The organism is Sphingomonas pollutisoli (assembly GCF_029167165.1).
In the GTDB taxonomy this organism is placed as follows: domain Bacteria; phylum Pseudomonadota; class Alphaproteobacteria; order Sphingomonadales; family Sphingomonadaceae; genus Sphingomonas; species Sphingomonas pollutisoli.
The window spans coordinates 17,912-41,680 of the sequence record NZ_JARFNJ010000016.1; the positions used below are offsets into that span (position 1 = coordinate 17,912).

At 61.6% G+C, this 23,769-nt stretch carries 29 protein-coding genes; 27 read left to right on the forward strand and 2 right to left on the reverse strand.

Annotated elements, in window-relative coordinates; all coding sequences use genetic code 11:
* The first annotated feature begins 36 nt into the window (after positions 1–36).
* The 7 genes from PX554_RS23145 to PX554_RS23175 all read left to right on the forward strand — a co-directional run bounded on the left by PX554_RS23145 (position 37) and on the right by PX554_RS23175 (position 4,155).
* Complete coding sequence (locus PX554_RS23145) at positions 37–285, forward strand: hypothetical protein (RefSeq protein WP_015449313.1); 249 nt, start codon at positions 37–39, stop codon at positions 283–285.
* Positions 286–362: 77 nt separating this feature from the next.
* Entirely contained in the window at positions 363–692 is a 330-nt protein-coding gene (locus PX554_RS23150; protein WP_021318863.1) for a hypothetical protein, read from the forward strand.
* Positions 692–1,045 carry a DUF488 domain-containing protein gene (locus tag PX554_RS23155; RefSeq protein WP_275504692.1) on the forward strand — a complete coding sequence of 118 codons (354 nt, stop codon included), beginning with the start codon at positions 692–694 and terminating at the stop codon, positions 1,043–1,045. The genes PX554_RS23150 and PX554_RS23155 overlap by 1 nt, the downstream gene beginning before the upstream one ends.
* A 47-nt stretch (positions 1,046–1,092) precedes the next feature.
* The gene (locus tag PX554_RS23160) at positions 1,093–1,323 is read left to right on the forward strand and encodes a hypothetical protein (RefSeq protein ID WP_021318865.1); all 231 of its coding nucleotides are present in this window, start codon (positions 1,093–1,095) and stop codon (positions 1,321–1,323) included.
* Between the two features lie 193 nt (positions 1,324–1,516).
* Positions 1,517–1,789: a hypothetical protein gene (locus PX554_RS23165; protein WP_021318866.1), complete on the forward strand. Its 273-nt coding sequence runs from the start codon at positions 1,517–1,519 to the stop codon at positions 1,787–1,789.
* Between the two features lie 9 nt (positions 1,790–1,798).
* Positions 1,799–3,244, forward strand: coding sequence for an SMODS domain-containing nucleotidyltransferase (locus tag PX554_RS23170; RefSeq protein WP_275504693.1), 1,446 nt, complete (start codon positions 1,799–1,801; stop codon positions 3,242–3,244).
* On the forward strand, positions 3,241–4,155 hold the full coding sequence (locus PX554_RS23175) for an S-4TM family putative pore-forming effector (RefSeq protein WP_275504694.1): 915 nt from the start codon (positions 3,241–3,243) through the stop codon (positions 4,153–4,155). The genes PX554_RS23170 and PX554_RS23175 overlap by 4 nt, the downstream gene beginning before the upstream one ends.
* A 42-nt stretch (positions 4,156–4,197) precedes the next feature.
* Here the strand turns inward: PX554_RS23175 and PX554_RS23180 are convergent, their stop codons facing one another.
* On the reverse strand, positions 4,198–4,764 hold the full coding sequence (locus tag PX554_RS23180) for a hypothetical protein (protein ID WP_275504695.1): 567 nt from the start codon (positions 4,762–4,764) through the stop codon (positions 4,198–4,200).
* 221 nt (positions 4,765–4,985) lie between these two features.
* Here PX554_RS23180 and PX554_RS23185 point away from each other — a divergent pair, with 221 nt between their 5' ends.
* The 20 genes from PX554_RS23185 to PX554_RS23280 all read left to right on the forward strand — a co-directional run bounded on the left by PX554_RS23185 (position 4,986) and on the right by PX554_RS23280 (position 22,669).
* On the forward strand, positions 4,986–5,747 hold the full coding sequence (locus PX554_RS23185) for a helix-turn-helix transcriptional regulator (RefSeq protein WP_155187998.1): 762 nt from the start codon (positions 4,986–4,988) through the stop codon (positions 5,745–5,747).
* A 16-nt stretch (positions 5,748–5,763) separates the two neighbouring features.
* Positions 5,764–6,507, forward strand: a complete 744-nt coding sequence (locus PX554_RS23190) for a LuxR family transcriptional regulator (RefSeq protein WP_230461505.1) — start codon at positions 5,764–5,766, stop codon at positions 6,505–6,507.
* A gap of 72 nt (positions 6,508–6,579) precedes the next feature.
* Positions 6,580–7,191, forward strand: a complete 612-nt coding sequence (locus PX554_RS23195; RefSeq protein WP_155187992.1) for an acyl-homoserine-lactone synthase — start codon at positions 6,580–6,582, stop codon at positions 7,189–7,191.
* 10 nt (positions 7,192–7,201) lie between these two features.
* The gene (locus tag PX554_RS23200; RefSeq protein WP_155187989.1) at positions 7,202–8,146 is read left to right on the forward strand and encodes a phytanoyl-CoA dioxygenase family protein; all 945 of its coding nucleotides are present in this window, start codon (positions 7,202–7,204) and stop codon (positions 8,144–8,146) included.
* A 50-nt stretch (positions 8,147–8,196) separates the two neighbouring features.
* A complete protein-coding gene (locus PX554_RS23205) occupies positions 8,197–8,538 on the forward strand; it encodes a hypothetical protein (RefSeq protein WP_155187986.1) in 342 nt (113 codons plus the stop codon).
* A complete protein-coding gene (locus PX554_RS23210; protein WP_155187983.1) occupies positions 8,535–9,203 on the forward strand; it encodes a lytic transglycosylase domain-containing protein in 669 nt (222 codons plus the stop codon). Before PX554_RS23205 ends, PX554_RS23210 begins: the two co-directional genes overlap by 4 nt.
* Positions 9,200–9,538, forward strand: coding sequence for a TrbC/VirB2 family protein (locus PX554_RS23215; RefSeq protein ID WP_021245259.1), 339 nt, complete (start codon positions 9,200–9,202; stop codon positions 9,536–9,538). The genes PX554_RS23210 and PX554_RS23215 overlap by 4 nt, the downstream gene beginning before the upstream one ends.
* A complete protein-coding gene (locus PX554_RS23220) occupies positions 9,535–9,885 on the forward strand; it encodes a VirB3 family type IV secretion system protein (protein WP_155187980.1) in 351 nt (116 codons plus the stop codon). The genes PX554_RS23215 and PX554_RS23220 overlap by 4 nt, the downstream gene beginning before the upstream one ends.
* Complete coding sequence (locus PX554_RS23225; RefSeq protein ID WP_155187977.1) at positions 9,878–12,289, forward strand: VirB4 family type IV secretion/conjugal transfer ATPase; 2,412 nt, start codon at positions 9,878–9,880, stop codon at positions 12,287–12,289. Before PX554_RS23220 ends, PX554_RS23225 begins: the two co-directional genes overlap by 8 nt.
* Before the next feature lie 3 nt (positions 12,290–12,292).
* On the forward strand, positions 12,293–13,009 hold the full coding sequence (locus PX554_RS23230) for a TrbJ/VirB5 family protein (RefSeq protein WP_155187974.1): 717 nt from the start codon (positions 12,293–12,295) through the stop codon (positions 13,007–13,009).
* Complete coding sequence (locus PX554_RS23235) at positions 13,009–13,212, forward strand: EexN family lipoprotein (protein ID WP_076605730.1); 204 nt, start codon at positions 13,009–13,011, stop codon at positions 13,210–13,212. The genes PX554_RS23230 and PX554_RS23235 overlap by 1 nt, the downstream gene beginning before the upstream one ends.
* Positions 13,213–13,229: 17 nt before the next feature.
* On the forward strand, positions 13,230–14,174 hold the full coding sequence (locus PX554_RS23240) for a TrbL/VirB6 family protein (RefSeq protein ID WP_155187971.1): 945 nt from the start codon (positions 13,230–13,232) through the stop codon (positions 14,172–14,174).
* A gap of 334 nt (positions 14,175–14,508) precedes the next feature.
* Complete coding sequence (locus PX554_RS23245; protein WP_155187968.1) at positions 14,509–15,207, forward strand: VirB8 family type IV secretion system protein; 699 nt, start codon at positions 14,509–14,511, stop codon at positions 15,205–15,207.
* Positions 15,204–16,061 (forward strand): P-type conjugative transfer protein VirB9, encoded by an 858-nt coding sequence (gene virB9 / locus PX554_RS23250; RefSeq protein WP_155187966.1) that lies wholly within the window; start codon positions 15,204–15,206, stop codon positions 16,059–16,061. The genes PX554_RS23245 and virB9 overlap by 4 nt, the downstream gene beginning before the upstream one ends.
* Positions 16,062–16,064: 3 nt before the next feature.
* The gene (gene virB10, locus PX554_RS23255) at positions 16,065–17,288 is read left to right on the forward strand and encodes a type IV secretion system protein VirB10 (protein WP_155187963.1); all 1,224 of its coding nucleotides are present in this window, start codon (positions 16,065–16,067) and stop codon (positions 17,286–17,288) included.
* Between the two features lie 3 nt (positions 17,289–17,291).
* Entirely contained in the window at positions 17,292–18,296 is a 1,005-nt protein-coding gene (virB11, locus tag PX554_RS23260) for a P-type DNA transfer ATPase VirB11 (protein ID WP_140043494.1), read from the forward strand.
* A complete protein-coding gene (locus PX554_RS23265; protein WP_140043495.1) occupies positions 18,280–20,241 on the forward strand; it encodes a type IV secretory system conjugative DNA transfer family protein in 1,962 nt (653 codons plus the stop codon). Before virB11 ends, PX554_RS23265 begins: the two co-directional genes overlap by 17 nt.
* Complete coding sequence (locus PX554_RS23270; RefSeq protein ID WP_021316578.1) at positions 20,231–21,094, forward strand: LPD7 domain-containing protein; 864 nt, start codon at positions 20,231–20,233, stop codon at positions 21,092–21,094. Before PX554_RS23265 ends, PX554_RS23270 begins: the two co-directional genes overlap by 11 nt.
* A gap of 45 nt (positions 21,095–21,139) precedes the next feature.
* Positions 21,140–21,832 carry a HEPN domain-containing protein gene (locus PX554_RS23275; protein WP_031294252.1) on the forward strand — a complete coding sequence of 231 codons (693 nt, stop codon included), beginning with the start codon at positions 21,140–21,142 and terminating at the stop codon, positions 21,830–21,832.
* Between the two features lie 3 nt (positions 21,833–21,835).
* Entirely contained in the window at positions 21,836–22,669 is an 834-nt protein-coding gene (locus PX554_RS23280; RefSeq protein ID WP_021316580.1) for a protein NO VEIN domain-containing protein, read from the forward strand.
* A gap of 36 nt (positions 22,670–22,705) precedes the next feature.
* Here the strand turns inward: PX554_RS23280 and PX554_RS23285 are convergent, their stop codons facing one another.
* Entirely contained in the window at positions 22,706–23,689 is a 984-nt protein-coding gene (locus tag PX554_RS23285; protein WP_021316581.1) for a helix-turn-helix transcriptional regulator, read from the reverse strand.
* Positions 23,690–23,769 lie beyond the last annotated feature (80 nt).

Here is a 23,769-nt window from a genome sequence, read left to right on the forward strand (position 1 = left end):
CGCGCGCGGCAATCCTGGAAACTTCAGGAGAGAAATGTGCCCGGTTATGTATGGCTCGTGGATTTTTTCGGACTGCTTCTTGTGCTGCTCGGTTTCAACATGGCGTTCCGGCAGGCCAGCTTCAGGCGAGCTATCGGACGCCCGAAACCGCCCGCAAGCCGGTTGCGAGCGGGAAATGAGGATGAGGATCCGCTGACCTATATTCTGCGGATCGCCGGTGTCATGATGATGGTCTTCGGTATCGCGATTGGCGGTATGCTGACCTTGTTCAATCTGGCGCGATGAGTAGTCGGGATTGAGGCTCGATGTTCTGATCGCTGCGGCCAGGATGGCTTTGGTTTAGGCGAATACGGAGCGGGCCGATGACGCATGAATATGATGATCCAATCAATCCCGAAGCGGTCGCCGCCGCCGCGCGGCGTATCGCCGAACGTCACCGCGTCGAGGATCGACCGCTTGATCTGCTTGTCGAAGAGGTCGTGCTCGAACGCTTCTGCGGCTGCGTGACGTCGGCCAATGACAGTCGCAGCGCTTCGATCCTGGCTGGCCTTAAGCTGGAAATCACGCGCCAAGTGCGTGAAGTGTTGGCAAGCGGCAAACTCATCGATGAGATCGATGAGGCTTCGATCGAATCTTTCCCGGCAAGCGATCCTCCGGCCTGGGTCGGACACAAAGCCAGGAAAGGCAGTTGATGGGCAAGATACAGATCAAGCGGATCTATGCGCCTCTCGCACCAGACGATGGCTGTCGCGTGCTTGTCGATCGGTTGTGGCCGAGAGGGGTCTCTCGCCAGGCCGCGGCTCTCGATCTGTGGCTCAAGGACATCGCACCCAGCCCGGACCTGCGAGGATGGTTCGCTCACGATCCCGCGCATTTCGACGCCTTTCGGCAAAAATACCGTGACGAGTTGACCCACAACACTGAGGTGGTTGGGCAGCTGCTCGCCCTCGCAAAAAGGCAGGACATCACGCTTCTTTACGCAGCACGCGATCCTGTGGTGAACCATGCCGCTGTCCTGGCGGAGTTTCTTGCAGGGGTGAGGTAACGAACGTGACGTATCTGTTCGCTAAGGGCGAACGCATAGGAAACGTCATGTGGCGAGGGGCAACTGACGGCGCGAAGCGGCTGCGAGGCATCCGGATCGAGGTCAAGGCCCGTATCGACCTTGCGGGCTGGGGCAAACCGGTCACCGCGCCAATATGCCTGTTCTGGACCAAGCTGATCGTCACCGATCACTGTTCAGAAGATCTGGCTGCGGTGCCTGGCGCCTGGCGTGGCGCGATCGAGATCGACGCTTCAGGTCGCCTCGCCAGTTTCGCCTGAGCGCAGCGCCGGTCCTGAATTCACGTAGTTCCCAAGTCGTCCGCACGGACAGACGGATACCTGGCTTCGTGGCCCTGCGAACGGCGATTTCCTTATTGTGAGCATGGGTGTCCGTTTTTGTCATCCTCATCGCCGATTGTAACGGTGTGACAACCGAATCGGAGACAATAGGATGAAATGCGTAAACAGGACCGTGATCGGCCACCATATCATCGATATCGATGGCTGCCTGCGGGCGACCAATCATTCGTCTGTGTCTGCCGAGGATATTCTCGCACTCGGTGGGTTGGCGACACGCAACTTAGAGGTTTGGCTGGAAATCTATGGGGAGAGCTGGCTGCTCGGCCCTCTGGATCGCGTCGAACTCGACGCGGATACGGTCGCATTTTTCCGGACGCGCGCGGTCACACCGGTAGGCTTCGCCTTCAATCGTGCGGAGCGCACGACCATCGCTCTGGCGGCCTGAGGCGATATCATGAAGCTGGTTTCTCAATTCACGTCGTTTCTCAAAGACACGGTCAACCTCAATCAGACTCGCATCGACCTGCTTGAATCCAACGTGGAAGCGATCAGGAACTTCATCCGCCAATGTGAATGGTCTCCCCGTGTCCGTGGATTTGAAGAGCAGGGTTCGTGGGCGCACGACACCATTATCAAGCCGGTTGATGGCGGCGAGTTCGATGCCGACCTGCTGGTCGTCGTCGATCCCGTCGATGGCTGGAGCGCGAAGGACTATGTCGCAAAGCTGGGAAAGGCATTCGCTGACAGCTCCGTTTATGGCTCCAAGGCCAAAACCTGGGATTATTGCGTCACCATTACCTATCCCGGCGAGCGCAAGGTGGATATTGCTCCGCTGGTTCGATCGCGGAAATATGACGGAAGCTTGGAAGTCTGCAATCGTGCTGCCGACCGCTTCGATGCGAGCGAACCGGTCGAATTCACAGCTTGGCTGCGTGAGCGCAACGCGCTGTCGGGATCAAACAGCTTCCGCAAAGTGACGCGGTTGATGAAGTATCTCCGGGACATCAAGACCACGTTCACGTGCCCCTCGGTTTTGCTCACGACGCTGTTGGGCATGCAGATCTACTGGTATGATAAGGATTCCGACGCATTTTCGGATGTCCCCACCACCCTGCGGACAGTCATCGGACGGCTTGATGATTGGCTGCAAGATAGGCCGGCCAAACCGCGGGTGGAGAACCCGAAGCTTTCGAGCGAGGATTTTGCCGCCAGCTGGACAGAGACGCAGTATCTGAACTTCAGGTCCTTCATTCACAAATATCGTGGATGGATTGACGATGCTTATCTCGCGGAAGACCGCGCTTCCAGCATCACCGCGTGGCGCCGTGTTTTCGGGGAGGCCTTTGCCAAGGGCGAAGTGGTAGAAGCGTCCAAGGCCAATGTGGAGGGCGTGTCGCGAGTGCGTGCTTTGCTGACCAGCACAGCCGCTCATCTTGACAGCCTGGTAGAGGTCGTTCGTGATTATGGCGTGTCGATCCTCCCGGACTTCTTTTACCGGCCCCCGCATATGCTCGAGCCCAGCTGGAGCAAGGCGGCGCACGTGTCGCGCGACGTCCATGTCACGGCGACCTGGCATCAATCCCGCAATTCCACGCCTATTCGGGTGGTAACGCCAGGAGAGGTGCTGCCTCGTCGGGGAGGCCTGTGGTTCGAGGCAAGGATCGGCGGAGGACAGCTGTTGCCCAGCGGGTTTCGGGTACAGTGGCGCATCACCAACACCGGCGCTGCGGCGCTGTCACTGCGGCAGGGGCGGGGCGACTTCTATACTCCCCAGCAAAATGGACGGCGGTGGGAGGAACTTCATTATCGGGGAGTGCATCTCGCCGAGGCCTTCATCATCAGGATGGCCGACGATGTCCTTGTCGGGCAAAGTCCGCCGTTCCATGTGGTGATTGAATGACCATGAACGACATAGCTGAGCGTCAGAACACACCGCATTTCTTGCGCCTGCTGCGCGCCCGGTCCGAAATCTATCGGCGCGCGACCCATCTGCAGCTGGTGCAGGTCACTTTGACTGTCGTTGTCCCGGTTGTGATGGCGATCGTCGCGCTATTCATGCCGGCGATACGCCCGGTCGCCGCCGCGGTATCGGTCAGCCTCACGCTTATCGACATCGGATTTCTCGACAGAGCCTTGAAGCGCCGCTTGAAGATTGCGGCTCTGATCTGCGAGCGGTTCGACTGCGACCTTTTAAAATTGCCATGGAGCAAATTTGCCGCCGGCAAGCCGCTTGAACCGGAGATTATCGCCGAGGCGGATCGGCGATGGCCCAAGGGTGATGCAAAGCTCATCGATTGGTATCCGGCTGCTGTTGGACGGGCGCCATTGCATTTAGCGCGGATAATCTGCCAACGAACAAACCTGTGGTATGACGCAAAGCTGCGCGAAAACTACAGTTTCCTGTTGGTCGCCGGGGCGGTAGCAATCGTGCTCGGGCTTGTAGCTGCCGGGCTAGCCCTCAATCTGCCCTTCACCGATTTCGTTGTCACGGTCCTCGTTCCAGCAACCCCGGTTCTGTCCTGGGCGGTGCGCGATGCTTTCCGGCAGCGTGATGCGGCGGATGCTCAGAAGCTAGCCCGCGCAGAGGCTGAAGCACTATGGGAACTGGCGCTCGCGGGAGGTTGTGACGATAGCGAATGCGAAAGACGGTCGCGCGAATTTCAGAACAGCATATTCCAGCGCAGAACCAGCAATCCGCTGCTCCTGCCTTTCGTCTATCATTGGCTCCGATCCGGAATGGAGATCGACATGAACCTAGGGGCCGCTGATTTTCTGCGTCAGGCTGGGATAGCCGAAGTCAATCAATCCTGATGGCAATCCTGTTCAAATGCTGCAGGCGGGATGCAAGTTCGCTTATCCCGTGAACGCGAATTCACCTTGGGCCGACGCTTTCAGCGCGCGAGCTGTCGGGCTGAGAAGACGCGCATCTCCAACCAATGTATAGACGGCGTGGCGTTGTCCGCCGCGGTTCTGGTGGTCGACGCGATAGCCCTGATAGTGGCGGCGTAGAAGTCCCGCATTCACGAGTTCGGAAACCGCACGGCTGAGATTGCTTTTGCCCGCAGTTCGAATGCGCGAACGCATTTCCTCAGCGACCGCCCGCTGTGCATCCTGCGCATCGCGCGGAAGCACGCCGCTTCTGACAAGGTCTCTATGGACCCGCTCGCCCAAGGCCATGTTACGCGTGCTGCGCTGGGCCATTGGCGTGAGAGCGTCGCAAAGCCAGTCGCGCAGCGAAACAAGCTCGTTGTCCCGCTTGATCCACGGACCGGCGCTCCCGTCGGGGCCAGCAACCTGGGCAATCAGGTTGAGCAGCATGAAGGCGTAGCGGGGGCGGCTTGAGACCTGCGCCAATCTCTCGAGCACGGCAGCGATATCGCAGCTGACAGAAGGCTCAAGAGGAGTGGTGGGATGAAACATAACGCGACTGAATCAAGCACATACAAGGATCAATGTGAATCCGAAATCCGCACAATTGAAGCGTTCTTTGTCGCCTATGACACTTTACCATCAGGCAAAGTGTCATAGGCGATTCATTCCACGCAGGTTTTTGCGAATCGTTCTCAACTCACCGTGATAATCGCGGAGCTGGCCGCTTAACGCTGGACGAGAAGTTCTTTTGGCGACGAGCTCGATCGTCTATGGCGAACAGGATAAGAGACTGCGGCCGCCTGGACGACCTCACGCGTTTCGCACAGGAATGTGCGCGTGCTGGAAATCTCGGCGATTTGAAAGACACCATTGATGCGGCCGTGCGCGAACTCGGCTTCCGCTGGTTCACGCTGCTCCACAATGTCGATCTTCGGCACGGAGGCGGGCAGCGCCTGTTCCTCACCACCTATCCGCCGGCCTGGCTCGAGGAGGTGCTTGAGGAGCGCCACTATATCGAGGACCCCATCCACGCGGCCTGCGCCCGCACCCCGTCGGGGCTCGCCTGGGATCGGGTGGGCGACGTGCTTGAGCTTTCGTCGCGCCAGCGAAGCATCCTGAAACGCGCTAGGAATCATGACCTTGCAGCGGGCTATAGTTTGCCGATCAGGACGCCGGGTGAACCTGAGGCGATTTTCACCGTCGCCCGATCGCGCGATGAACCGCTGGATGCGGCGGAAATTCTCTCTGCCCGGTTGCTGGGTTCGGTCGCTTATGACCGGGCGCGCGAACTGCTCGGCGAAGAGATGAGGACCTTGGCGTTCGTTTCCCTCAGTCCGCGCCAGGTCGAATGTATCGCGCTCGTGGCCCAAGGAAAGAGCGATTGGGAGATTGCCCAGATCCTCGGACTTAGCCGCGACACCGTGCACGAATATGTTGAATCCGCGCGCCGGCGCTACGGCGTGCGGCGCCGAACGCAGCTGGTGCTGCGCGCGGTTCGCGACGGTCATCTCAACATGGACGCGCTCCTCTGATCTCGCTTGGGCCGTGATGATCGGGCTTGGCCAAGTTCAAGAATTCTGCGCGGTCGCCGCGACAATCAAGGACAGTCGAGCACTCGCCGGTCTGATGGCCGAGATCACGCGTGAGATGGGTTTTCGGTACTTTGCCCTGGTCCACCATATCGACCTCAAGCCAGCAGTGAGCTCTGTCCATATCGTCGATTATCCGCCAGAATGGGTGGAGCGTTTCCAGGCGCGTCGCCTCTATGCCAGTGACCCGATCCACCGGGCCAGCCATCGCACCAATATCGGCTTTGCCTGGTCGTCGGTTCAATCCCTCATCACGCTTAGCGCTGCTGATCGGTCGATCCTGGCGGAGGCGCACGACGCCGGGCTGGGCGATGGTTTCACGGTTCCTGCCCATATTCCTGGTGAGGTGAATGGGTCCTGCTCATTCGCCATGGGGTCAGGCGACGTGCTCGATCAACGACAGCTCCCGCTCGTCCAGCTGATCGGCAGCTTCGCATTCGAAGCCGCGCGCAGGCTTTCCCGTCAAACCCTAGCTCCATGCGAAGGCCCGTGCCTGACTGAGCGGCAGGCCGAATGTGTGGCGTTGGTAGCACGCGGGAAAACCGACTGGGAGATTAGCCAAATCCTCGGCATTGGGCAGGAAACGGTGATCCAGCATGTAAAGGATGCGCGCGACCGCTACGGCGTGACGAAGCGCACGCTGCTGGCGATCCGCGCATTGTTCGATGGACAGATCAGCTTCGCAGATGTTTTCGGCCGATGATCTCCCCAGGACTGGGGATAACCGAAAGGACGCGGGCCTGATCGACTGACCGCCTCACCAAAGGAGGCTGTCATGCATATCGAAACCGGCGCTGCCCGCGCCATGGGGAACCGCCTGTTCCGTTCGATGTTCGAGGAACGCAAACGGGTATTTGTCGATCTTCTGCGTTGGGACGTGCCGGTCGTCGCCGGCCGCTATGAAATAGACCAGTTCGACAATGACCGTGCCGTCTACATCGCGATAGCCGACGCCGAGGGCGAGCATCTTGCCTCGGCGCGGCTGCTTCCCACGACCGGTGACCATATTCTCGGCACCATTTTCTCCGAACTATGTGAACAAGCGCCTCCCCAGGGTGGTGCGATCCTCGAGATCACGCGCTTTTGTCTTGCACGACGATTGCGCGCACGAGAGCGCTTGGAGGTGCGCAATCGGTTGGTGTCCGCACTCGTCGGATATGCGCTGCGCAATCGAATCCAAAGCTATACCGGCGTTGCGGAGTGGTCCTGGTTCCAGCAGATCCTGAGCTTTGGCTGGGCCTGCCGCCCCCTCGGCCTGCCCGCCTCAACAAGTAGTTGCTGCCTTGTCGCTTTGCAGATCGACATCGATGGCCGCACCCGCGAGCAGCTGCAGGCCAGCGGCATCTGGCGCTCGGTCGGCCTTGCCGATCTAGCCAAGGCTGCTTGAGGAGGGCACCATGACAAATCTCTCCACCTATGGCCATGCTGTCGAACCTGCGGTCGATGACGATCTGCAGCGGCACGGCTTCTGCGTGTTGCGGGACATCGCATCCAAGACACAGATCGCGGAGATCGATCACGCCCTCGATCCGCGGTTTGCCGCCACACCCTTTTGTCAGGGAGGCTTCTACGGTCCGCGCACCAAGCGCTTCGGCGGCCTTTTGAAACGCGTACCCGCTGTCGAGCGGCTCGTGCGCCATCCCGCGATCATGTGTTTGGTGCGGTCGGTTCTCGACCCCTGGTGCGATACCATCCAGCTCAACCTGACGCAGGCGCTCGAACTGCATCCAGGAGCCCCGGCGCAGTTTCCTCACAGGGATCAGGATATGTGGCGCGGCCCGACCGGCCAGATCGAGTATCTCGTCAACGTGATGTGGCCGATTTCTCCCTTCAAAGCTGAAAACGGCGCCACATTGATCTGGCCTGGGAGCCATAATGCCGGCTCCACGCAGGACGCGCAGCCCGTGGCGGTTGAGGCGGAGCCGGGTTCGGCGATCCTCTTCCTCGGTTCTACGCTGCATGGCGCCGGCGCCAACATGACTGGCGCGATCCGGCGTGGCATCATTGTCAGCTATTGCTTGGGCTGGCTGAAGCCCTACGAAAATCAATGGCTGACCTATCCGCCCAATGCGGCCCGTGCGTTCGATCCAGAGCTTGCCGCGCTGGTCGGCTACCAGCAGCACCGTCCCAATCTCGGCAATTATGACGGCCAGTGTCCGTCCATCCTGCTTCGGGGCGAACCGCCGGAATATCTGGCTGCCACCGATGCCCTGCGCCCCGATCAGGAAGGTGCGCTGGCCGAATTCCTGGACCAGCAACGCACAGGCCAACTCCCCCCGGCTGGGGGGATTGCCGAAATCGGGGCCGGGCGGAACAAAAGAGAGGTGAAATCCAACGGATAGCTGACGCCAATTCCCGACGCGGGAGGTGTCTCTCGCGGGGGAATGACCCGATGCAACGCGTGACTCTCAGCCTGGCGGTGCTCGCCATGGGCACCGCCCTTCAACCGGCTCCCGCGCGAGCGAATGACTTGGGCTGCCAGGTTCTACTGTGCCTTTCCAATCCTAGTGGCGCGACGCAATATGCCCAGTGCGTCGCGCCCATGACCAAGCTGTGGCAGCGCTTGGCCACCGGCGGCTCTTTTCCCGCCTGTAGCGGCGGCGGTGTTGCTCGTACCAAGGTCTACGATCGCGATTCCGCAACGCGGCGCCGGGTTGTCATGACCTTCAGCGATGGACGCCGCGAGACCTACTCGCTGGCCCATATCGAGCGGCTGCAGGATCTCGCTCGATGATCCTCGACGTCGCTAGTCTTCTCGCCCTTGCAGGCTCATGCGCGCCAAGCGTGGCGCCTGAGACGCTGATCTCGATCGTTCACACGGAAAGCCGATTCAACACGCTGGCGATCGGGGTCAACAGTCCGGGTGCGCGCAAGCCGGTGCCGGCGACGAGGGCACAGGCGATTGCCGCCGCGCGTCGCCTCATTCGCCAAGGCTACAACATCGACTTGGGCTTGGGGCAGATCAACAGCGCCAACCTCGGATGGCTCGGTCTGTCGGTGGAGGATGCCTTCGAGCCGTGCCGCAACCTTGCCGCCGCCGCGCGGGTGTTGACGACCAACTATCAGTCGGTGGCGCACTCGGCCCAGAGTTCGGACCATGCGATCGCAACAGCGCTCTCGCTCTACAATACCGGCGATCGGCGGCGCGGCTTTCGCAATGGTTATGTCGCCCGGGTCTATGCCAGCGCGTCGACCATCGTCCCCCTGATCCGCGGCAGGCCAACAGCGCCGGTCCTGCCGGCGCGCGTCCAGCTTGCCGACGCGGCGATCGCCAAACCGCAAACCTATGGGCTCGCGGCGACGCAGGCGGCCGGTTGGAACACCGCCGCCGATGCCCGGCAAGCCTCGCTCATGGTCTTCGGGGACGGGACAACTTCTCAGAAAGGACAGCATCCATGACAGCGATCACCGCCCGCCTGGGCTCCCAGCCCCAATGGGCGCGTCTTCTGCTGCGCATCGCCGGCATCGTCGGCCTGGCGATGCTTCTCTCTTTGCTGCTGAGCGATCCTGCTCATGCGCAAGGCGCGGACGGCATCACCTCCATGGCCGAGAACATCAAGACCTGGCTGACGGGAACCTTTGCCAAGACGATCGCGGTCATCGCCGTCGTCATCGTCGGTTTCATGTTCTTCACCGGACGGGCGAGCCTTGGCCTTTTGGTGACGGTCATCGTCGGCATTTTCATCGTCTTCAGCGCGCAGTGGATCGTCGATACCATCACAGGTGGCGCGTGAAGGAGGCAGCGCCCTCGAACGAGCGGCTGCGCGAGGAAACGCTTTTCCTTGCGGTGACCCGACCGACGATGTGGCTGGGCGTACCGCTCGAAGCGTCCTTGCCGATCGCGCTTGCTGCCTGTCTCACCCTGATTGTTAGCGGAAATCCGCTTTACGCGGTGGCGATCGGCGGCGCGTGCCTCGCGGTGGCGCGCCTCATCGTGCGCCACGACGCCAATGCCTTTCGCCTGCTATGGTTATGGACTTTGACCAAGGCGCGCTGCCGGAACCGCGGCTGGTGGGGCGGCAGTTCCTATTCGCCGCTGCCGGTCGCGGGGATGAAGCGCAAGGGTTTCGCGCGTGGCTAGCGCCGCCGTCCAGCTGCCGCAGCGCAAGACGCCCTGGCGGGTTCTGGCCCGAGAAGCGGAGCCCGGGCGCTATCTTCCCTATGCCCGCCATGTGACGCCCGATGTGATTGCGCTCGATAGCGGCGATCTCATGATGATGTTCCGCCTTGAAGGCCTGGCTTTCGAGACGGCTGATCCGATCCACCTCAACGATTGGCACGAGAAGCTCAACGGCACCTGGCGCAACATCGCCGACGATCGGCTTGCGATCTGGACCCACATCGTCCGCTCAGCCGTAGGGGACTATCCCGAAGGACAGTTCCGCTCAAAGTTCGCCGCCGAGCTCGACGGCAAATATCGGGCGCGCGTCACCGCCAAGCGGATGTTCGTCAATGAGCATTATCTGACCTTGCTCATGCGTCCGGCCGTCGGATCGGCCGACCGGACCGGGCTGCTGCTCAAGCGGATCGCGAAAGCCAAGGCCGCGGAGGAGGAAGTCGATCCCGACGAACTGGCGCGCTTCGAGGAGAAGGCGCGTGACATCGAGAAGCTGCTCCGCCGCTGCAGCCCGGCGCGCCTCGCCCTCTACGAGCATAATGGCCTGATCTTCTCCGCCCCGCTTGAGGTGCTCGAGCAAGTGATGATGGGGGCGCGATCCAGGGTTCCGCTCGTCCGCGGTCATCTGGGATCGGCGCTTTACGGTGAGCGTGTGATTTTCGGACGCGAGACGGTCGAGATCCGTGCCCATGACGCGAGCCGCTGGCAGGGGATCTTCGGCATCAGGGAATATCCCGCGCTGACGCGCCCGGGACAGATGAATGCCTTGCTCGGCCAGGATTTCGCCTTTGTCGTCTCGCAATCCTTCACCTTCATGGGTAAGGCGCGGGCAGCCGAACGGCTGCGCCGCCGGCAAAACCAGATGGCCTCGACCGAGGATGCCGCAGCGAGCCAGGCGCTCGATCTCGCCGATGCCGCCGACGATCTGCAAAGCAACCGGTTCGTGCTCGGGGAGCATCATTTCTCGTTGGCGGTCTTCGCCGACAGCCAAAGGCGACTTGCCGACAATCTCTCGGCCGCGCGTGCGGCGCTGGCCGATGCTGGTTTGGTGGCGGCGCGCGAAGGACCAGCGCTCGAAGCAGCGTTCTGGGCGCAGCTGCCCGGAAATTTCGCATGGCGGGCGCGGCCGGCGGCGATCACCTCGCGCAATTTTGCTGCCTTGGCGCCGTTCCATACCTATCCCGCAGGCCGGCCCAAGGGGAACCATTGGGGGCCTGCGATCGCCATGATGAAGACGGCCGCGCAATCGCCCTATTATTTCAACTTCCATGTTGGCGACTTGGGTCACACACTGATCATCGGTCCTTCCGGCGCGGGCAAGACCGTCGTCCAGAATTTTCTGATGGCGCAGCTCGAGAAAACGGGCGCGCAGCAGATCTTCATCGACAAGGACCGCGGCGCGGAGATTTATGTCCGGTCCGCGGGCGGGATCTATCTGACGCTGAAGAATGGGGAGCCTACAGGTTTCGCGCCCCTGCGGGCACTCGACTATGGTCCGCGCAATCTTGTCTTCCTGGGGCGCTTGATCCGGCAGCTGGTGACGCCGGTCGGAGGCCAGCTCGGCGTCACGCAGGAGCGCATGATCGATGAGGGGCTGACCTCGCTCGGACGCCTCGCGCCGGAGGACCGTTCCATTCTCGCGCTTCGCCAGCTGCTCGGTCAGCGCGACCCGGAAGGCATCGGTGCCCGGTTGGAGAAATGGGCGCGGGGCGGATCGCTCGGCTGGGTGTTCGACAATGAAATCGACGCTTTGTCGCTGGAGGCGCCGTTCGTCGGTTTCGACATGACCGATTTTCTCGACAACCCCGAAGTTCGCACGCCGCTCATGATGTACATGTTCCACCGGATCGACGGTCTCCTCGACGGCCGGCGGCTTGTGATCGACATCGACGAATTCTGGAAAGCCTTGGGGGACGATGCGTTCCGCGCCTTTGCGCAGGACGGCCTCAAGACCTACCGCAAGCAGAATGCCTTTCTTGTCTTCGGCACGCAAAGCCCTGCGGATGCGCTGCGTTCGGACATTTCGCACAGCATCATGGAGCAGGTTGCGACCAAGATACTGCTTCCCAACCCCTACGGCCGCGAAACGGACTATGTCGATGGACTGGGTCTGACCCAGGCGGAATTCAAGCTCATCCGCCATGATCTGAATCCGGAATCCCGCCGGTTCCTGGTCAAGCAAGGGCATGACTCAATTGTCGTCGAGCTCGATCTTGGCGGTCTCTCCGACGAGCTGGCAGTTCTCTCGGGCACCACGGAAACGGTGACGCTGCTCGATGCCATCCGCGTCGAGGTCGGCGACGATCCCGAAAACTGGCTGCCTGTCTTTCACCAGCAGCGTCGGTCTCCATCGAGCAGGAAAGGATGAGCTATGCGTAAAGGCAAAATCGCAGCGATCGGTGCGATTATCCTGGGAACAGCAGGTCCGGCCGCCGCCCAAGGCATACCGGTCTATGACAGCTCTGGCTATTTGCAGGCGCTCGCCACGGTCAAGAACACCCTGTCGATGATCGAGCAGGGCAAGGAGCAGATCGCCGAGGCCAAGCAGCTCTACGGTAGCTTCAATCAGGTCACCGACGTCAACGGCATTGCCCCGTCGCTTTCCACCGACGCGATGCGCCATCTTCTGCCGCGCGAGGCCCGCGACCTCGGCAGGTTGATGTCGTCGGACAATGCCAGCCTGGGATCGCTTGGCAGTGCCGCGACCCGCATTCGCGATGCCAACCGCATTGCACTGCCGGAGCTGCGGCCTGGCGCATCCGCTTATGAACGGGCGTCGCGCGACAACCTGTTGCGAAACGGCGATCTGGCCGCCCGCGATGCTGCGATAGCGGAGTCGGCCTACGGCGTCTCGGCCCAGCGCACCGCAGGCCTGGAAGAACTGCGCACCTCGCTCGATACGGCTTCGGACGCCAAACAGGTCATGGACATCCAGGCAAGGGTAGGGGTCGAAAACGCCCACATCCAAAATGATGCCCTGCAGTTGCAGGCGCTGCGGATGCGGCAGGAGTCAGAACGTCGTCTTCAGATGCAGCGCGACGATGAGCAGGATTTAGCCGACCTATCGGCAAGTTTGGGAGGCTCGTAATGCTCCGGGCCATTGTCGTAAGCGTTACTTTGGTTGGCTTGCTCGGGTGCAAACCGCCGACCGGAAAAGATGAGTATCGCAGTAACTCCGATCTGCGGAATCAAACGCTCAGGGATTGCGCGAACGGAACCCATCCAAGTTCCCGCGAGTGCGTCAATGCTCAGGACGTTAAAGATCTCGATGACCTGAAGCGGTCACTTTGACGGCGAGCTGACCCGCAATGGCCTCTACACTGTTCAACGATTTCTATATGCAGGTCGACAATCAGCTAGACCTGTTCCTCAACGAGCGTCTTCAAAACGTCGTTGAGGTTGTTCGCGGGCCGCTCGCCGTTGGGCTTGTTATTTATATCGCTTTGTTCGGCTACATGGTGATGCGCGGCATTATTAGCGAACCCTGGGGCGAACTATTCTACCGAATGGTCAAGCTCTGCCTGCTGTATATTGCCGCAACGACGGTCGCCTATTCCGAGTGGATCACCACGCCTCTTTTTCATGGGATGCCGGACGCACTCTCGCAGGCACTCTCCGGGCGGACCATCACCAGCGTGGGCGCTGCATTTGATGACTACTTCAATCAAGCCGACAGCATAGTTCTCATAATTCGCGCCAAAGCTGCGACGTATATTGAAATTAATCCGATGCGCTTGGTGCTGATCGCGCTAGCCGTTTGCCTCTACGCGCTGGCAGGGTTGTCTGCCGCGATCGGTTTTTCAATTACTATTTTTGCCAAAATAGCGCTGGCCATCATTATAGCCCTCGGGCCAATTTTCATTGCACTTGCATTGTTCGAACCTACGCGCCGCTTCTTTCATGGATGGCTCGGGCAGGTCTTCAACTACATAGTTCTCATGGGAGTGATCATCGCGATTACGACGCTCATTTCTGATTTGGGCAGCATCGCAATCGCAGCTGCCGAATCAAAAGCTGATGTGACAATCGGTGCGGTTCTTTTCGCGGTCTATCTCTTTCTCGGGACCATATTCTTCTTCCAGGCTCCGGCCATCGCCACCGGCATTGCGGGCGGGGCCGCCGCCGGGGTTGGTGCCTTCGCCGGGACCGCCTGGGGGACGATGGCATCTCCCTTCCGACAACGCCGCATTGCGCGCAACAGCCGCAATCTGGAGCGCGCCGCTCGTCGGGGCGGCTCCATCGAAGCGGCATAGTGAGACATCACCATGACCTTGCCCTGTCCTCAAAAATCGACGTTCACCATCCGTCCGGTTACGTTCTGTCTGATGGGTGCCCTCCCATTGCTGGGCCTCGCGGCATGCGCATCCGGACCCAAGAAGCTGGCCGTTTGCAACGGGCACCATCTGCGGGACGTGAATATCTATGGGAGCGTTCTGCCCGGATCGCCGGTGCCGGCGACTACAATGCCGCGCCCTGCGCCGCCCATTCCTCCCTTGTCTCATCCGCAGGTGGGCGATCCACCGCCTCCGCCCGCAGTGCCAGCGCCTCCGGACGACAAAGTTTCCTTTGCGCCAAGGGACATTCGTTATGCGAGTTGCTGACAATGGCGCGGAGGCGGTGCCTACTTCCGGGCTCAAACGCTATTTCCAGGAAGCGCGAAGCTGGGACCAGGACAGGGTTCGATCGGCATTGCGATCGACGCGTATTGCTTGGACCGTTGCGGCGGTAACCTCAGTCCTTGCGGCCGCATCCATTTTTGCTGTCGCCGCGCTGGCCCCGCTCAAGACCGTCGTGCCCTATGTCATTCGGGTCAATCAGACGACGGGCGCGGTGGATGTCCAGACGGCGCTGACCCAGCGGCCGATGCGCTACGATGAAGCGGTCACAAAATACTTTCTCGCGCAATATGTCCGGACGCGTGAAAGCTGGATACCGGCGGCTGCGGAGGAGAATTTCCGCTTCGTGACGATCCTGTCGCAGCCTGCGGAGCAGCAGCGCTGGGCGCGCTTCTTCAGCAACAACAATGCCGCCAGTCCGCAGAACGCCTGGGGGAAGAACGTCGTTGTGCAAGCACGAGTGCGCAACATCGCCTTTATCAATGATCGCGTCGCTAACGTGCGCTTTACGCGGGAGATCCAGACCGAGACGGATACGCAGAGCAGCGATTGGATCGCCACGGTCACTTTCGCCTATGCCAACGCGCCGATGGCCGAAGGTGATCGCTATCGGAACCCGCTCGGCTTCCAGGTCGAGAATTACCGCTCCGACCCGGAGGTGGTCCGATGAACACATTGGTCGCTGCGGTTTTCATCGCGTTTGCATCCCTTTCTGCTGCCCATGCGGTCGAGGTCCCGCGTGGCGCTGCGTCTGACCCACGCGTCAAGTTCGTCGATTATGAGGAAGCGCAGGTCTATCGCATCGTCGGGACCTTCCGGACAGCGACCCAGATTGTCCTCAGCGAGGACGAGACGATTCGGCATGTAGCGCTGGGCGACACCGTCTCCTGGGAGGTGGCGGTGGCCGGCCACATCCTGTTCCTCAAGCCGCGCGAACGCGCTGGACCGACCAACCTTATCGTCACCACGTCTCGCGGCGGAACGTTAAGAAGCTATGCCTTTGAACTCACGGCTCGCAGTGGTCCGATCACCGGTCGCACTAGCCAAGCCTATTTCCAGGTGCGCTTCCGCTATCCGCGGGACGAGGCGGCGCGGGCCGAACGCCTGAGAGCGGCACAGATCGCGATGCAAGCGGCGGCACTGGAGGCCCAGGCTGTTCGCGGTGCCCTCGACCATGCGGTGATCGAGGGTCCGCGCAACATGAATTACAAGGTCCAGGGCTCGAGCGAGCTGCAGCCGTCGGAGGTCTCCGACAATGGCCAATTCACCGTGCTGAGGTTTCCGGCGAACCGGGAAGTTCCTGCCATTTATCTGGTGAGGCCAGACGGGTCCGAAACGCTGGTTCCGTTCGACGTTCGCGACGAATTCGTCGTCGTTCATCTGGTGTCGCGCCAACTGCGCCTGCGCCGGGGCGGCGAGGTGCTGTGCATCTATAACCAGGCGCCCGAACCTTATGGCGTCGATCATGGAACGAATACCGGATCGCCTCACGTCGAGCGCACCATCACCCATCCGCAGGAATGAACCATGGCCGATGAACCGTCCCCTGTCGTGCGCCCGCTGCCCGGTGCCGATCCAACGCCCGAAAGGCACGAAATTCTTCACGAGCGTGGAATCGAGCCGATCGGCGGCACGACGCCCGCGCGGCGCAACACCGCGCTGATCTTCGCCGGCACGGCAATGGTCTTGGGTATTCTCTGGGTGAATTCCGGCACGGGCCAGCAATCCTCGTCTCGTGACCTCACCGCGCCGGCAGGCGCAGCCCGGGAACGACCCGATATCGTCGCCCGGGAAACCGTCGATTATGCCGCGGTCGCACCCCAACCCCGGCCGCTCGAGGCTGCCGTGGCGGACCCCAACGCGCCGGTGCTCAATCCTGCCGCTGGCGTTCCCGGCCCTGACGGCCAGATTGTTCCCGCCATGCAGCCGGGCGCGGCGACGAACGGAACCAGTACCGCTCGGCCAACGCTTGCCGAGCAGGCGCGGCGGTCCACACTGATTGCATATGGGGGTCGCGATCTTGGCGGCGAGGCTGGCGCGCCCACATCTGCAGGAGCTGCCGGCGAAGCGCCCGACAACGCTGCCGGAGCGCCAGAGAGCGGCGAGGGCAGGGCGCCCAACGCGCTCGATCTTTTGCGGCAAAGCTCGTCGATCGGGGAAGCGCGGGCCTCGATGCTGCCGAACCGCAACTTTCTGATTACGGCGGGCACGTTGATCCCCTGTATCCTCCAAACCGCCATCAATTCCGCGCAGCCCGGTTACACGTCTTGCCTGATCCCGCGAGACGTTTATTCCGAGAATGGCCGGGTCGTACTCATGGAAAAGGGCACGCGCGTTCTCGGCGAATATCGCGGCGGCATCCAGCAAGGGCAAAATCGCCTGTTCGTCCTCTGGACGCGAGCGGTAACGCCCCAGGGCGTGCGGATCGATCTTGCCTCGCCTGGCTCCGATGCACTCGGCCGAGCCGGGCTTGCAGGCGCGGTCGACAGCTTCTTCTGGGCGCGCTTTGGCGGCGCCCTGCTCCTCTCACTCGTCGATGATGCCGCCTATATCGCCGGACAGGCCGCCTCGAGCGGCAATGGCAATTTCAACAATGTGACCCGGGCGCCCAGCGAAGGCGCGGCGATTGCCTTGCAGAACAATATCAATATCCGGCCGGTGCTGAAGAAGAATCAGGGCGAGGAGGTCGGCATCTTCGTCGCCAAGGATTTCAACTTCGCCGACGTCTACAATCTGGAACTGCGGCGGTAAGCCATGCGCGATACCGCCGTCCTCCGTCACTATCTCGCGCCGCTCCTGCCCCTCCTGGAACCGGAGGATGTCACGGAGCTGGTGGTCAACCGCCCGGGAGAAGCGGGGATCGAGGACCGCCAAGGGTGGCGCTGGCAGGAGATGCCGGAGCTGGACAGCGACTGGCTTTCTACCCTGGCTGTTGCCGCGGCGAGCTTCACGCACCAGGATATCGATGGTCAGTCTCCGATCTGTTCGACGGTCCTGCCGGGCGGCGAGCGCTGCCAGATCGTCATACCGTCGGTCACCCCAAGCGGTTGCCCTTCCTTCACGATCCGCAAACCGTCGACCGTGACCCTGCCGATCGACCAACTGGCTGGGGCCGGGCTGTTCCGGATGACGCGCGCCAGCGCCAAGGGGCTCACCGATGTCGATGCGCGGTTAGTGGCGCTGCGCGACGCGGGCGACTGGCCGGAATTCTTCAAGGTCGCCGTTCCGGCACGCAAGAACATTCTGGTCAGTGGCGCCACGGGTTCGGGAAAGACGACCCTCGCGAAAGCGCTCATCCAGCTTATCCCACCGGAGGAGCGGTTGCTCACCATCGAAGACACCCGTGAGCTGGTCGTGCCTCATCGCAATGTCGTCCATATGGTCTATTCGAGCGAGGGGCAGGGCCTGGCCAAGGTTGGCGCCAAGCAGCTGCTCGAAAGCGCGCTGCGCATGCGGCCCGACCGCATCCTGCTCCAGGAGCTGCGTGACGGCACCGCATTCTTCTATCTGAGGAACGTCAATTCCGGGCATCCCGGATCGATCACGACCGTCCACGCCGGTTCACCCGCCGGCGCGTTCGAACAGCTGACGCTGCTCGTCAAGGAATCGGAAGGCGGCTGCGATCTCGCCCGCGACGATATTCGCGGACTCCTTCGCATGCTCGTCGACGTCGTTGTGCAGACACGCCGTCACGGCGGGCGGTTTGAGGTCGACGAGATCTATTTCGAGCCGAGGATGGGCGATGCTGGCGCAGCGTAGTCCCTGGGCGATTGGCCTGTGCGTGATCGGCGCAATTCTGTTGTGGGCTGTCATTACCCTGTTCGTTGCCTTGTTCGGACTCGGGCAGATCGGACCTAATATCGATCTCGGCACTCTGCCGGCCTGGCTCTGGTATTATCGTGGTGATCCGCTGCTCGGGGATTGGATCAAGCGGGGTGCGATGGCCGGCGCAGCCGTGGTCGCGCTTCTTGTCCTCACGATCCTGCGGCGAGGCCCATCCTTGCACGGCAGGGCTCGGTTTGCACGCGAGGGCGAAATCCGACGCGAGGGGCTGCGTGCCCCGTCTGGCATTGTCGTTGGACGCAAAGCAGGGCGTTTCCTCATTTTCGGCGGAAACGAGCATGTCCTGCTCGAAGCGCCGACGCGCGCCGGGAAGGGCGTCGGTGTTGTCATCCCCAATCTGCTGACCTGGCCGGATTCGGTCGTCGTGCTCGATGTGAAGCGGGAGAATTGGAGTACCAGCTCCGGTTATCGCCAACGTGCCGGTCAATCGGTTTACCTCTTCGATCCGTTGGATCCTGAAGGGCGGACGGCACGGTACAATCCCTTGGCGCATATCCGGCGAGCCGATGACACCGAAGTCGTCAACGAGCTTCAGAAAATCGCAGTCATGCTCTTCCCCGCGCCGGAACGATCGGACCCGTTTTGGGCCGAAGCGGCGCGGGCGGCCTTCATCGGCGTCGGCGCGCTCGTTGCTGCCAATCCTGGCATGCCCTTCACGATCGGCGAGATCTATCGACGGCTGACCACTGGGGATCCCAAGAGCGATCTTCCCAAGGCCCTGGAAGAGGCGAGGGGGGCGGGACAGCGCCTAAGTCAGGCATGCGTCTCGGCAATCCAGGATTTCGCCTCGGCTTCGGACAACACCTTTTCGGGGATCAAGCAGACGATCACGGCGCGGCTCAATCTCTGGCTCAACCCCGTGGTCGATGCCGCGACCTCGGCAAGCGATTTCGACCTGCGCGAAGTCCGGGCGCGGCGCATGTCGATCTATCTCGGTGTCTCGCCTGACAATATCGACCGGATCGCGCCGGTTTACAGCCTCTTTCTGCAGCAGCTGGTGGATCTCAACACGCGCGATTTGCCCGACGCTGCCAGCAATGTCCCAGTCCTGATCCTGCTCGATGAATTCGCAAGGCTGGGGAAGGCCTCGGTCATCGCGGGTGGCTTTTCCTATGTCGCTGGATACGGCTTGCGCCTGCTGCCGGTGATCCAGAGCCGGGCGCAGCTGCGGGCCATTTATGGTCCCGATGTTACCGACGAAATCATCGCCAATTGCGGGCTTGAGGTGGTGTTCACGCCCAAGGAGCTGAAGGTCGCGAACGAGCTTTCAGAGCGGCTCGGCTTCTTCACGATGAATGTGAAATCGCGCAGCCGAACGATTCATGGGCTGTTGGCCAATCGCAGCGTGTCGGAATCCGATCAGCGCCGCGCCCTCCTGCTGCCGCAGGAGCTGATGCAGATGCCCAAGACCGAGCTCTTGTTGCTGCGCGGCGGGATCGCGCCGGTTCGTGGTAGGAAGATCGCCTTTTATCGAATGCCGCGCTTCACACGGCGCGTTTTGTCGCCGCCTATTCTGCCGTCGCGGCCTATCCCCGCTGCTACGTCCCCAACTGTTCTGCCGCCAGGCAAGCATCAGGTGGTGTCCCCTTACAATGACGCGGAGGGACCAACGGCGAAGAGCACGGGCGGGGCCTTGCTGGAGGAGACAAAGATGCGGGAAATGACCGATGGTGAACTGGCGGGCGCGGCTAAGATTACCGATGACATGCTGGTCCTGGGCGACCTGACCGACTTGCCGCCGCCCGGCGATGAGGCAGCGGCCATCGCTTTCGTGTCATCGATGATCGAGCGGGCGCTCGTGCAGACGGAAGGGGCGTCATCTTCACCCCTCATCCAGGAAAGGACAGATCATGGCCGCTGAAAAACCTGTGGTGCCACGCGGTATGAGCAAGCGTAGCAATACGATCGCGCAGGACGCGGCAACCAAGTCGGCGAACGCGACGCAATCGTCGCCCGAAGCAACCAAGAAGGGGAAATCGATCGATCCGTCCATCCTCCAGGCGTCGTCGTCTGGTGACATTCCGGATGCCTTGCGAAAGCGCTATTTCTCCACGACGAACAAATGGTCGGGCGAGCCTGCTTATTTCACGACAGCGCAGGCCAAGGAACCGGCGTTCCGCGACCAGGGCAGACGGCTCATCACCTCCAGCGAGAGCGACGAAGTTGTGCGCGATCTCGTTGCCATCGCTCGCCATCGCGGGTGGTCACACGTCCATGTTACCGGCAGTGAGACGTTCCGAAGGGCGGCGTGGCTCGAAGCCAGTCGCCAAGGTCTGGAAGTTCGGGGATATCGGCCGAGCGAACGGGATCTGCAGGAGCTGGATCGCGTACAACGCAATGCGAGCCGTAACAGCATCGCCCCTGCCGTCACGGCGCCGGCATCGCGCGAACCCGCTCGCGGCCACCGCCAGGCCGATGAGGCTTCTAGGCAAACATCGTCGGAGCAAAGCCAGGTGAAAAATGCGCGGGCGGCCCAGAGCCAGCTTCGCGTGATTGAGACGGTGGTGCGCGCGGCGTTGTTCGACAATCCCGATGCCGTTGCCAGGGTAATGAAGGTGGCAAATGACAAGGTGCGAACGCATTTGCAGGCGGGCTGGCAGTTTCAGGCGGCCAAGGTGCGGGACACGGCCGTGCGGGGTGTCGAGCCTGCGGGTCGGACGCGGCAGGGACCCGGCAAGGAGCGAGCGCCGCTGCAACGATCTCGAGGTCGCTGATCGAGAGGGATTGAGCCTGACCAGCAAGGCTTTACGATGTTGGTCATGGCCTATCGCTATCCGCCCGGCAGCCCGCTGCATCATGAAGCCTTGAAGGCCAAGCAGCGCGAGCTGCGTGGCGATTTTCCGGAGCCGCTGACGCTCAGGGTGCATCGCGCGCTGTCGTGGCTGCGCCGTGCCGAAGCCGAGGAGAGCGATGAGGATGTGCGTTTCATCCTGCTCTGGATCGGCTTCAACGCTGCCTATGCCGGCGACGTCGAAGCTTCGCGCGCTTCAAGCGCCGCTGAGGGCGAACGGGGCTTATTCCAGACGTTTTTCACGACGCTGGTGAGCTTTGATGGCAAACACCGGATCTACGACATGGTCTGGCAACGCTTCCCTCAGGAAATCCGGGTGCTGCTCGCAAACCGCTATGTCTTCCATCCCTTTTGGCAGCATCACAATGGCTCGCCCGGCTATGCCGACTGGGCTGACAGGCTCGAGCGGTCGCGGATAGCTATAGGCGCCGCACTGCGCGATCATGACACGGCGAAGATACTCTCGATCCTGTTCGACCGGCTTTATGTGCTGCGCAATCAACTGGTGCATGGTGGCTCGACATGGAACAGCGACGTCAATCGCGCCCAGGTCAGGGATGGCGCCGCGCTGCTCGGCTGCTTGCTGCCGATCTTCATCGATCTCATGATGGACAATGCCGGGCATGAATGGCCAATGCCGAACTACCCGGTGGTGGAATAGGCTGTGGCGGAAGTCTGGTCCGATCAGGAAATTGATCACATCGTCGCCGACTATTTCGCCATGCTCACCGACGAGCTGGCTGGCCAGCCCATCAACAAGGCGGCTCGGAACCGCGCCCTCCAGGCGGTGATCGACCGCAGCAAGGGCTCGATCGAGTTCAAGCATCAGAATATCAGTGCGGTCTTGCTCGGCCTTGGTCAGCCCTGGATCGAGGGCTACAAGCCGGCCGCGAATTTCCAGAATGCGCTGGTCGATGGCGTCCTGCGGTGGTTGGAGGCGCGGCCCGAATGGCTGGCTCCCGATATGCTCACGGAAGCCGCTCTGGACGCACCAGATGCGCGCGGGTCATTGCGGATCGGGCCACCGCCCACGGTGCGCAACGAACCGTCGCCGATCGATCCAGCGTTCATGGCCGCGATCGGCCGCAAATATGATGTCGCCGAGCGCGATGCGCGCAACCGGGCGCTTGGCAAGGCGGGTGAAGAATGCGTGCTGCATCACGAGCGCCGTCATTTATATGCCGCGGGCCGCGACGATCTCGCGGACAAAGTCCGCTGGACATCTGTGCAGGATGGCGATGGTTTTGGCTTTGATATCCGGAGCTTTGAAACGGACGGGCGCGAGAAGCTGATCGAGGTCAAGACCACTAACGGATGGGAACGCACGCCCTTTCATATCTCTCGCAATGAGCTGGCAGTCGCCGATACGAGGCGCGAGGAATGGTGCCTCATGCGGCTGTGGAATTTCGCCCGTGCGCCGAGTGCCTTCACGCTTCGCCCGCCTTTGAGCGATCACGCACAATTAACGGCGACCAGCTTCCTCGCCGAACTCAACTGAAACCCTCCGCCACCGAGGGCGACACAAATCGATCAATCAGGGCAGGGCCGGGAAGTCCGGACGCGCATGACCCTCGACCAACGCCCGCAGTCCTGCCGGCTCCAGCACTTCTACCTTGTCGCCCCATTGATAGAGATGCCAGGCCATTTCGAGCCAGCCTGCGGCCTTGAAGCGGACAATCAGACTGCCGTCGTCCCGATATTCGGCTGATTGGTTGGGATGGAACTGGAATTCCGCCGCGCGCGGAGCTGCTTCGGGAAGAAAACGCCAGACGACCTCACCATATTGGGCGGGGTCCTGATAGGCGCCGAAGGCCTGCGCCGCATGATCGTTCAAGGAAAAGCCGGACTGGATGGGAAAACTCTCATCGAGACATTCGGCGCTGTGAATGCGGTCCAGGCGAAAATGGCGGAGATTCTCGCCTCGATCAGCCTGGCGTGCAACGAGATAGCTGCGCAATCCCAGCAAGAGCCCATGCGGCTCGACCGTCCGGGTTTCTGCATCGGTGTCGCCATAGACAATGCGCATCTTGAACGGTCCGCGCAGCGCCTCGATCAGAACGTCGGTGACCTCAGGTCTCATCGCGACCTTTGGGCCTGGCCGCGCCACTTGGCCCAAAGCCGATAGCACCGCCTCCGCATCGGCTTCCGAGCGCAGCGCGTCGCGCGGGGAGAGGCGCGTGATCAGGCTGTCTCTTAGATCTTCCAGCGCGCGGGCGTGGCGAAGCCGGTTCTCATCGCGGGCCGCGCGGGCGGCGATTTCCAGAGCCTCGATGGTGTTTTCCTGGCGCGGTTGCAGCCGCTCGGGGATGGGACTTTGGATGCGCCAGCGCCGGCGGCGATCGTCATCCTCCACGACAACGACATTCGCGAAATTATCCTCCAGCGCGCTGGTCATGCGCTGCGCCGTTCGGTGCGAAATGCCAAATTCCTGAGAGATTTCCTCAAGGCTGATGCCCAAACGCCGCGAGGCGGCGAGTTGGGCGAGGCGCAGAAGATCGTTGGCCTTGGCGAAAGTCATTATACGTCCATGTCAGAGATTGACACCCTTGCATGCTAAGGAACAGGGTAGCGCCTGTCGAGGTGATTCCCTCGTGGGTG